Origin of the sequence: Dyella kyungheensis (assembly GCF_016905005.1) — a bacterium.
In the GTDB taxonomy this organism is placed as follows: domain Bacteria; phylum Pseudomonadota; class Gammaproteobacteria; order Xanthomonadales; family Rhodanobacteraceae; genus Dyella; species Dyella kyungheensis.
The window spans coordinates 183,808-193,800 of sequence record NZ_JADIKC010000010.1 but is presented as its reverse complement, the minus strand read 5'-3'; the positions used below and the strand labels follow the sequence as shown (position 1 = coordinate 193,800).

The window sequence follows — 9,993 nt, the reverse complement described above, 5'->3', positions numbered from 1 at the left end:
TGCCTTGCCCACCATGATCGCACCTCGCTCTTCGGCGCTTAGATGGTTGTAGTGCCGACCCATGCATCACCTCCCAAAGGGCGTTGCACTTGATATTAGAGACTGCCTTACTTTTCTTTGGGCAAGCAAAGAAAAGTGACCCGGCCTCCGGCAGGAGGGCGGAAGCCCGCGGCAGGCGAGCCAGATTGCGGTATCGCTAAAGAAAGGCCCAGCGATTCGCCACGGAACCCGATCACAGCGGAAACACATTCCCAGATCACCGCTGACCGCAACAACTTTCGCCCCACAAATCCCCGTCACAGGGTTGACACTTGCGCACCGCAGCAAGACAATTCGCCCGCTACCGGGCGTTACGTGCCCTCAGTGGCCTCTGTCCTATCAACCCAAGGCATATGGACGTTTACCCTAGTCGCAACGTCGACATCCGCGAGCATCGGGTGCCGGCATTGCATAACAAGCTGATCTGCTGCGGCGACCGCCTGCGGTCGGCTGGCGCTTTCCTCGACTAGGGAAGACCGGCCCACCTCTGACGGTGCCGTTGGCGCCGTTAATGAGGAGAAAGGGCCATGAAGCTCCTTCGCGAATTCTTCCGTCTGCGTGTGGCAGCCCGCCCGCTGGCGAGCCGTCGTGCCGATACCCGTCGTTCCTGGACGATTACTGTGCCTGCCCCGCTGGGCGAGGCGCAGGATTCCCCGTCGTCCGATCTGCACCGTTCTTCCGAGGCTCCGCGCGCCCGCCAGGGTGCCCGCCGGCCGGAACATGCCGTTTCGCAAGCGCATCGTCATCTGCAGCTGGTATCCAGTCACTGATGAAGACCTCGCGCTTCGAACTGCCGTGCAAGGGCTGGCCTCCACCAGTCTTGTGGCATCGATTGCGCCGAAGTTCGTAGCGCAGGTATTGGCGTCACGCGCGGGCTAGCCCCGCCGACTCGCTGGTCCGGCTCAGATGTCACCGATTTCACGGAAGCGAGTCATGTTCAAGCACTCCACCCAGTCCGTCGCAGGCAAGACGGCCGGCACGAGCGCCGCCGCGCCGGTGCGCGTGGCGGTCGCGCAGGAAGCGTTCCGCCACAACGAAGCGTTGTACGCAGCGCTCGATACCAGCGCCGCCGGCCTCAACGAAGAACAGATTTCCGAACGGCTGGACCGTGACGGCCTCAACGAGGTGTCGCACGAGAAGCCGCCGCATTGGTCGGTGCAGTTGCTGACGGCGTTCAAGAACCCGTTCATCATCGTGCTGCTGGTGCTGGCGATCGTGCAGCTGGCGACGGACAGCTCCGACCTCACCGGGCCGATCATCATCGCGGTGATGGTGGGCATCAGCGTGTTGCTGAGCTTCACCCAGGAATACCGCTCCTCGAAGGCCGCCGAAAAACTCAAGGCGATGGTGCGCAACACGGCCACGGTGACGCGCCGCGCGTCCGACGGCCATAGCGAACGCATCGAAGTGCCGGTGAGCGAACTGGTTGCCGGCGACATCGTGCATCTCGCTGCGGGCGACATGGTGCCCGCCGACCTGCGCCTGGTCTCGGCGAAGGACCTGTTCATCAGCCAGGCCATCCTCACCGGCGAATCGCTGCCGGTGGAGAAGTCCGCCCCTGCGCACCTGCATGGCGCCGACGAAATGGAAGGCAGCCAGCACGGCGACAATCCGCTGGATCTGCCCACCGTCTGCTACATGGGCACCAACGTGGTGAGCGGCAGCGCGACGGCGGTGGTCGTTGCGACCGGTTCGCGTACCTACCTGGGCTCGCTGGCGCGCACCATCGTGGGCGAGCGCGTGCAGACCAGCTTCGATCGCGGCGTGAACAGCGTCAGCTGGCTGCTGATCCGCTTCATGCTGGTGATGGTGCCGATCGTCCTGGCGATCAACTGGTACGACAAGGGCAGCTTCTGGGAAGCGTTCCTGTTCGCGCTGTCGGTGGCGGTGGGCCTGACGCCCGAGATGCTGCCGCTGATCGTCACGGCGAACCTCGCCAAGGGCGCCCTGGCGATGTCCAAGCGCAAGGTGGTGGTGAAGCGCCTCAACGCGATCCAGAACTTCGGTGCGATGGATGTGCTGTGCACCGACAAGACCGGCACGCTGACGCTCGACAAGATCGTGCTGGAACGCCACCTCGATCTGTACGGCGAGGAGTCGGACGAAGCGCTGGAATACGGTTATCTCAACAGCCGTTTCCAGACCGGCCTGAAGAACCTGATGGACAAGGCGGTGCTGACCCATCGCGACCTGGAAGTGGTCGCGCAGCACTACCGCATCGTCGATGAGATCCCGTTCGACTTCCAGCGCCGCCGCATGTCGGTGGTGCTGGGCAACGGCGACGGCAATGAGCTGCTGGTGTGCAAGGGCGCCGTCGAGGAAATGCTGTCGATCTGCGCGTCGGCCAAGGCGGGCGACGAGATCCTGCCGATGACGGACGAGATGCGCGCCGACATCAAGGCCATGACGCGCGGCCTCAACGAGGATGGTCTGCGCGTGCTGGTGGTCGCGATCAAGCGCCAGCCGCCGGCCGGCCGCGCCTATGGCGTGGCGGACGAAAGCAACCTGATCGCGGTCGGTTGCCTGGCCTTCCTCGATCCGCCGAAGGACAGCGCGGCCACCGCCATCGCGGCGCTGCATCACCACGGCGTCGAAGTGAAGGTGATCACCGGCGACAACGAGGCGGTGACGCGCAAGATCTGCCGCGAAGTGGGCCTGGACGTGGAGCACTCCGCACAGGGCAAGCACATCGAGCCCTTGAACGACGACGAGCTGGACGAACTGGTCAAGCGCACCACCGTGTTCGCCAAGATGTCGCCGTTGCAGAAGGCGCGCGTGGTGAAGTCGTTGCAGCGCCAGGGCCACACGGTGGGCTTCCTCGGCGACGGCATCAACGATGCGCCGGCGCTGCGCGAGGCCGACGTGGGCATCTCGGTGGATACCGCCACCGATATCGCCAAGGAATCGGCGGACATCATCCTGCTCGAAAAGAACCTGATGGTGCTGGAAGAGGGCGTGATCGAAGGTCGCATCACCTTCGGCAACATCATCAAGTACATCAAGATGACCGCCAGCTCCAACTTCGGCAACATGTTCTCGGTGCTGGTGGCGAGCGCGTTCCTGCCGTTCCTGCCGATGCTGCCGCTGCAGATCCTGGTGTTGAACCTGCTGTACGACATCTCGCAGCTGTCGATTCCGTTCGACCGCATGGACGACGAGTACCTGCGCAAGCCGCGCAAGTGGGACGCCAGCGATATCGGCCGTTTCATGGTGTGGATCGGACCGGTCAGCTCGATCTTCGACATCACAACCTTCCTGCTGCTGTGGTATCTGTTCGGCGCCAATTCGACCGCGCACCAGTCGTTCTTCCAGTCGGGCTGGTTCATCGAGAGCCTGCTCACGCAGACGCTGATCGTGCACATGATCCGCACGCGCCGCATCCCGTTCCTGCAGAGCATCGCCTCGGCACCGGTGCTGGCGCTGACCACGGCGATCATCATCATCGGCATGCTGATTCCGTTCTCGGCGGTGGGCAGCAAGCTGGGCATGGTGCCGCTGCCGGGCGTGTACTTCGGCTGGCTTGCGCTGACTGTGCTTACGTACTGCGTGCTCACGCAGCTGGTGAAGCTGGTCTACATCAAGCGGTACGGGCGCTGGTTGTGAGCCCCACCACGCTCGTCATTCCGGCGCAGGCCGGAATCCAGTAGCGGCAAGATTCGGTCGCCGCGAAAGAGCTGATGGGTCTTCAGGCGACCACCCGGCTCATCGCCACTGGATTCCGGCATGCGCCGGAATCACGAGCTATCCATTCGGGACGCGCGCGAGTGCCCCCACGGGCGCGTCATGCGTCCCATTGATCCCAAGGAGGGTACGCCATGAAAGGCACCTTCGCTCTACTCGACATCGCCGGCTACGTCGCCCTGCTGCTATGGGGCACGCACATGGTCACCAGCGGTGTGCTGCGTGGCTATGGCAGCGCGCTGCGTCGCTGGATGGGTCGCTATCTCGGCCATCGTCCTGCCGCGCTGGGTTTTGGCGTGTGCGTTACCGCCGTTCTCCAGAGCAGCACGGCCACCGGTCTGATGGCGACCTCATTCGCCGCCAGCGGCTTTCTCGGTCTCGCGCCGGGCCTCGCCGTAATGCTGGGCGCGAACGTGGGCACCACGCTGATCGTGCAGGTGATGTCGTTCGATATCGCCGTGGTGGCGCCGGTGTTGATCCTGATCGGCTTCACCATTCATCGCCGCACCGATGACGTGAGCTACGAAAACATCGGTCGCGTCTCCATCGGTCTCGGCCTGATGCTGCTCGCGCTGCACCTGCTGGTCGGTGCGATGGCGCCGGTGGAGAACGCCCAGGTCTTGCGTGCCATCCTGCAGAGCCTGGCCAGCGAGCCGGTGCTGGCGATGCTGGTGGCTGCGCTGCTCACCTGGGCGTGTCATTCCAGCGTGGCCGTGGTGTTGCTTATCGTCTCGCTGGCGAATGCCGGTGTGGTCGATGCGCCGGGTGCCATGGCACTGGTGTTGGGCGCCAATCTTGGTGGCACCATTCCCGCACTGATGGAAGCGCATACGCCAGTGGCACGACGCCTGCCCATGGGCAATCTGCTGGTGCGCGCGTTTGGATGCCTGGTCTGCCTGCCGATGCTTGCGCTGATCGCCCACCGGCTCGCACCGCTCGGCGCGTCGCCCGCGCGTATCGCGGTGAACTTCCATACGGCATTCAATCTTGCGCTTGCGCTGATCTTCATCGTGCCGGTGGACAACCTGGCCCGCCTGCTCGTGCGTCTGCTGCCCGAACCGCCCAAGCCCAATGACCCGGGTGTGCCGCAATATCTCGACGCGGGCGCGCTGGGGTCGGCCAACGTGGCGCTGGCCAATGCCGCGCGTGAATCCATGCGCATGGCGGACATGGTGGAAGGCATGCTCACCGGCCTGGTCGAAGTATTCGGCAAGGACGATCGGCTGCGCGCGAGCGCCATCGGTCGCATGGATTCGTCGCTGGATCGCCTCGGCATGGCCATCCGCGAATACCTCACCGATCTCGGCGGTGAAGCCTTGAACGAGGAAGACGGCGAGCGTAGCCAGGAGATCCTCGCGTTCGTCATCAACATCGAGCACATCGGCGACATCACCGCCAACAACCTGATGGAGTTCGCCGCCAAGAAGGCCGAGCGCGGCCAGGATTTTTCGGCCGAGGACATCCAGGACCTGGCCTTGATGCATGCGCAGGTGATGGAAAGCCTGCGCCTTGGCCTTACCGTGTTCCTGCGCGGCGATGTGCGTGCCGCGCAGCAACTGGTGGCGCGCAAGGAAGTGCTGTGGAAGCTGGAGAACGAAGCGTCGGAGCGTCATATCCGGGCGCTGCGCGAACGCCGCGATGGCGGCGGTGGCGGCGACGTCTATCTGCGCATCCTGCGTGACCTCAAGCGCATTCACTCGCACCTCGCGGCACTCGCCTATCTGCCTTTGGAGCGGGCAGGCTTGTTGCAGGATCGTCTCGTGCGCGAGCGCGTGACGACCTGACGTAAGCCTCGTTCGATATCGTACTTATCTTGTAACGGAGCAACGGCACATTGGATCCGGACCCATCGACTGACATCGAAAAATCTTGCTGACCCAGTCGTCCTCGCTTCTGCGTTCACTCCGTCCGGAGTGACACCCGCACGCGGCGGCCGACCACGGCCAGTCCGCGAGCGGGTCATGCGCTCGGTCTCCTGACGAGACGCGCGCCATCCCCTTCGCAAAACATTGCCTCATGGTCGGTGACCGTGACGGGCATGCATGCCAAGTACTGCAGGGGATTACCCATGACGCATCGACTCACAGCTTTCTTCATCGCCTTCGCCGTCATGTCGTTGGCCGCATGTTCTCATCGCGCCGACGATCAGGCATCGCCTCCGCCGTTGGTGGAAGAACACGGCATGCTGCGTGTGCCCGATGGTTCGCCGCTGCGCAAGGCGCTCACCATGGCGCCCGTCGAAATGCGCACCGCACCCCACGCGCTGGTGTTTCCTGCCACGGTGGAATCGGACCCGGCGCGCACCGCCAACGTGGTCGCGCCGCTCACCGGGCGCATCACCGAACTCAAGGTTGGGCTGGGCGACCATGTCGCGCGCAACCAGCTGCTGGCGGTGATCGAATCCGGCGACATGGCACAGGCCTATGCGGATGTGGCCAAGGCCACCGACGCGCTCGCGTTGGCCAGGAAGGGTCTCGAGCGTGCACACGGTGTGCAGCAGGCGGGCGGCAATGCGGTGAAGGATCTGGAAGCGGCGCAAAGCAACTACAACCAGGCGCAAGCAGAAAGGGATCGCGCACAGACGCGGTTGCAGTCGATCAACATCTCGGGCCAGGGCGGCTCCGCGCGAAGCATCCGCATCACCGCACCGGTAAGCGGTTACGTGACGGCGCTATCTGCCACTCCCGGCACGTATGCCAACGACACCACCACGCCACTGATGACCATCGCCGATCTCGACTCGGTCTGGATCACGGCCAACGTGCCCGAATCCGACCTGGGCGGCATCGCCAAGGGACAAGCCGTGGACGCCACGCTGTCGGCCTATCCCGATCAACTGTTCCACGGCCAGGTGGCGTTTGTCAGCCAGGTGTTGCAGGCGGACACGCGCCGCGACATGGTGCGCGCCGTGTTCGCGAACACGGATGGACGCCTGAAGCCGAACATGTTCGCCAAGGCCAGCATCGCGGTGCCGCAACCCGCGCAGGTCTTCGTGCCTGAGTCCGCGCTGCTGATGAACAACGACAACACCACCGTATTCGTCGAAGTGTCGCCGTGGACGTTCGAGCGTCGCACGGTGTTGCTGAGCTATGACGAATCCGCTGATGCCCGGGTAGTGAAGGGACTCAAGGCCGGCGATCGCGTGGTGGTGAAGGGCGGAGTCCTGCTCAATGATTAATGCGATCTTCCACTTCTGCTTCCAGAAGCGCGTGATCTTCATCGTGGTGGCGGTGCTGGTGCTGTGCTTCGGCTACTACTCGTGGACGCAGCTGGCCATCGAGGCGTACCCGGAACTGAGCGACGTCACTGCGCAGGTCACCACGCAGGTGCCGGGACTTGCTGCCGAAGAGATCGAGCAGCAGATCACCACGCCGCTGGAACGCGCGCTGGCTGGAACGCCCGGCCTGGTGGCCATGCGTTCCAGCAGCACGTTCGGCCTGTCGCTGATCACGCTGGTGTTCAAGGACGGCGCCGAGGACTACTGGGAGCGCCAGCGGGTGACGGAGCGCATCGCGCAAGCCACGCTGCCGCCGGGCATCACGCCGAGTCTCGATCCGGTGTCCGGCCCCGCGGGCGAGATCTATCGCTACACGCTCGAATCCACCAGCAAGAACCTGATGCAGCTGTCAGAGCTGCAGAACTGGGTGGTGATTCCGGCGCTGCAGAAGATTCCGGGCGTCGCCAACGTGGACATCTTCGGCGGCTTCACCAAGGAGTTCCAGCTCGAACTCGATCCCGCGCAACTGCTGCACTACGGCGTGAGCGTGAACCAGGTGACGAGCGCGATCTCCTCGAACACGTCGAACGCGGGTGGTGGACGCATCACGCGGGGCGATCAGTCGTACATCGTGCGCGGCATCGGCATGGTGCACACGTTGAAGGAACTGGGGGACATCGTGGTCACCCAGAGCAACGGCGTGCCCGTACTGGTGCGCGACCTGGGCAAGCTGCAGTACGGCCACCAGGTGCGGCAGGGCATCCTGGGCAAGGACAACAATCCGGACACCATCGAAGGCATCGTCGACCTGCTCAAGTACGAGAACCCCTCGCGCGTGCTGGAGAACATCCACGCCACGGTCGACAAGCTCAACCAGCAACTGGCCGCACAGGACGTGCGTATCGTGCCGTACATCGATCGCGACGATCTGGTGAATGCGACCAAGGAGAAGGTATTCCACACAGTGATGGAAGGCGTGGGGCTGGTGTGCATCGTGCTTATCCTGTTCCTGGGCAGCCCCCGGTCGGCGATGGTGGCGGCGGTGGCGATTCCCATGTCGCTGGTCACCGTGTTCATCCTGATGCAGTTCACCCATATGCCGGCGAACCTGTTCTCGCTCGGCGCGATCGATTTCGGCGTGATCGTGGACGGCACCATCGTGGTCACCGAGGCCATCCTGCGGCGCCGCGAGGAGAGGCCGAACTCGATCCTCACCGAAGACGACGTGATGACGGTGACCAAGCATGTCGGGCGCTCGATCTTCTTCGCCACGCTGATCATCATCACCGCCTACCTGCCGCTGTTCGCGTTCGAGCACGCCGAGGGCAAGCTGTTCCGGCCGATGGCCTTCACCGTGGGCTACGCCTTGCTGGCCGCGCTGCTGTGCACGGTGACGCTCACGCCGGGGCTCGCGTACTTCGCCTTGCGCAAGCCGCGCAAGATGTTCCGCAACAGGCCTCTGGAGCGCCTGCAGGCCGCGTACACCTCGACACTGGGCAAGCTGCTTGGGCGGTTGCCGGTGGTCTATGCGATAGCCGGCGTGGCGTTGCTCGGCGTGCTCCTGCTGGGTGCGACCATCGGCCGGGAGTTCCTGCCGGAGCTGGACGAAGGCTCGCTGTGGTTGCAGGTGCAGATGCCCTCCGGCCTGTCGCTGGACAAGGCCAGTGAGATGACCGCCGATCTTCGCCGGGTGATTCGCGAGTTTCCCGAGGTGTCCTATGTGGTGACGCAGCTGGGGCGCAACGATACCGGCACCGATCCGTGGACGCCGTCGCACGTCGAGGCCGGCGTTGGACTCAAGCCGTACGACAGCTGGCCCCGTGGCGATGACAAGGCGGCCTTCCTGCGCCGCTTCAATGCCCGCATGCAGCAGATTCCCGGCGTCTCGGTGGGCATCAGCCAGCCGATCGTCGATGGCGAGAACGACATGATCGGCGGCGCGCACAGTCCGCTGGTGTTGCGCATCTATGGCGACGACCTCGCCGAACTGCGTCGCGTGGGCAACCAGATCGTCGACGTGTTGCATGGGGTACGCGGCACGGCCGAAGCGTCGATCTTCCAGGAGCCGCCGATTCCTCAATTGGCCATCACGGCGGACCGCGATGCGGCGGCGCGCTACGGCATCAACATCGGCGATATCAGCAATCTCATCCAGACGGCCATCGGCGGCGCGCCGGTGACCCAGGTCTATGTGGGCGACCGTATCTACAACGTGACCACGCGTGTATCGAACGAAACCGCCAACAACATCGAGGCGATCGGCCAACTGCCGCTGACCTCGGCCGGAGGCGCGCAGGTACCGCTGAAGCAGGTCGCGGATATCCGCTTCAAGACCGGCGAAAGCACCATTGCGCATGAGGAGGGCCGGCGGCAGATCACCATCCGCGTGGACAACCGCGATCGCGCCCTGTCCGAATACCTGGCCGACGCTCAGCAGCAGATCGACGCCAAGGTGCACTTCGACAAGCAGAACACCCAGTTGCAATGGGCCGGCACGTTCGAGAACCAACGGCGTGCGCAAGCCCGCCTTGCCGTGGTGATGGCGCTGGTGATGGGCATCATGCTGGTGCTCCTGTTCGCCGAGTTCGGCAAGCTGCATCAGGCGGTGATGGTGCTGGCGGTGGTGCCGCTGGCGACGGTGGGCGGCCTGATTTCGCTGCACCTGCGCGGCGAGACCTTGAATATCGCCACGGCGGTGGGCTTCATCGCCTTGTTTGGCGTGGCGGTGCAGAACGGCATCATCATGGTGTCCAACATCAACCGCGTGCGCAGGCACGGGCATGCGCTGCGTGATGCCGTATTGGAAGGAGCCGCGGAGCGCTTTCGCCCGGTGCTGATGACTGCGACGGTGGCCAGCGTCGGCATGCTTCCTGCGGCGCTTGCGACAGGCGTAGGCACCGACGTGCAACGCGGTCTCGCCACGGTGGTGGTGGGCGGCCTGCCCATCGCCACGCTGCTGACGCTGTTCGTTCTTCCCGGCTTCTACTTCGCCGTTGAGCGTTATATCGAGCGCCATCGCCGCAAGCGCCGTCCGCATCCTTCGCGGGAGCTGTGAT

General features: G+C 64.2%; 5 protein-coding genes. All 5 read left to right on the top strand.

Translation table 11 applies throughout. From position 1 onward, the window contains the following. The first annotated feature begins 566 nt into the window (after positions 1–566). The 5 genes from ISP20_RS19505 to ISP20_RS19485 all read left to right on the top strand — a co-directional run bounded on the left by ISP20_RS19505 (position 567) and on the right by ISP20_RS19485 (position 9,992). A complete protein-coding gene (locus ISP20_RS19505; protein WP_204637801.1) occupies positions 567–809 on the top strand; it encodes a hypothetical protein in 243 nt (80 codons plus the stop codon). A 163-nt stretch (positions 810–972) separates the two neighbouring features. Continuing rightward, entirely contained in the window at positions 973–3,642 is a 2,670-nt protein-coding gene (mgtA, locus tag ISP20_RS19500; protein ID WP_204637800.1) for a magnesium-translocating P-type ATPase, read from the top strand. Positions 3,643–3,854: 212 nt separating this feature from the next. Further along, positions 3,855–5,504, top strand: a complete 1,650-nt coding sequence (locus tag ISP20_RS19495) for a Na/Pi cotransporter family protein (protein ID WP_204637799.1) — start codon at positions 3,855–3,857, stop codon at positions 5,502–5,504. 284 nt (positions 5,505–5,788) lie between these two features. Beyond that, positions 5,789–6,898, top strand: coding sequence for an efflux RND transporter periplasmic adaptor subunit (locus tag ISP20_RS19490; RefSeq protein ID WP_204637798.1), 1,110 nt, complete (start codon positions 5,789–5,791; stop codon positions 6,896–6,898). Continuing rightward, positions 6,891–9,992, top strand: coding sequence for an efflux RND transporter permease subunit (locus ISP20_RS19485; protein ID WP_204637797.1), 3,102 nt, complete (start codon positions 6,891–6,893; stop codon positions 9,990–9,992). Before ISP20_RS19490 ends, ISP20_RS19485 begins: the two co-directional genes overlap by 8 nt. Position 9,993 lies beyond the last annotated feature (1 nt).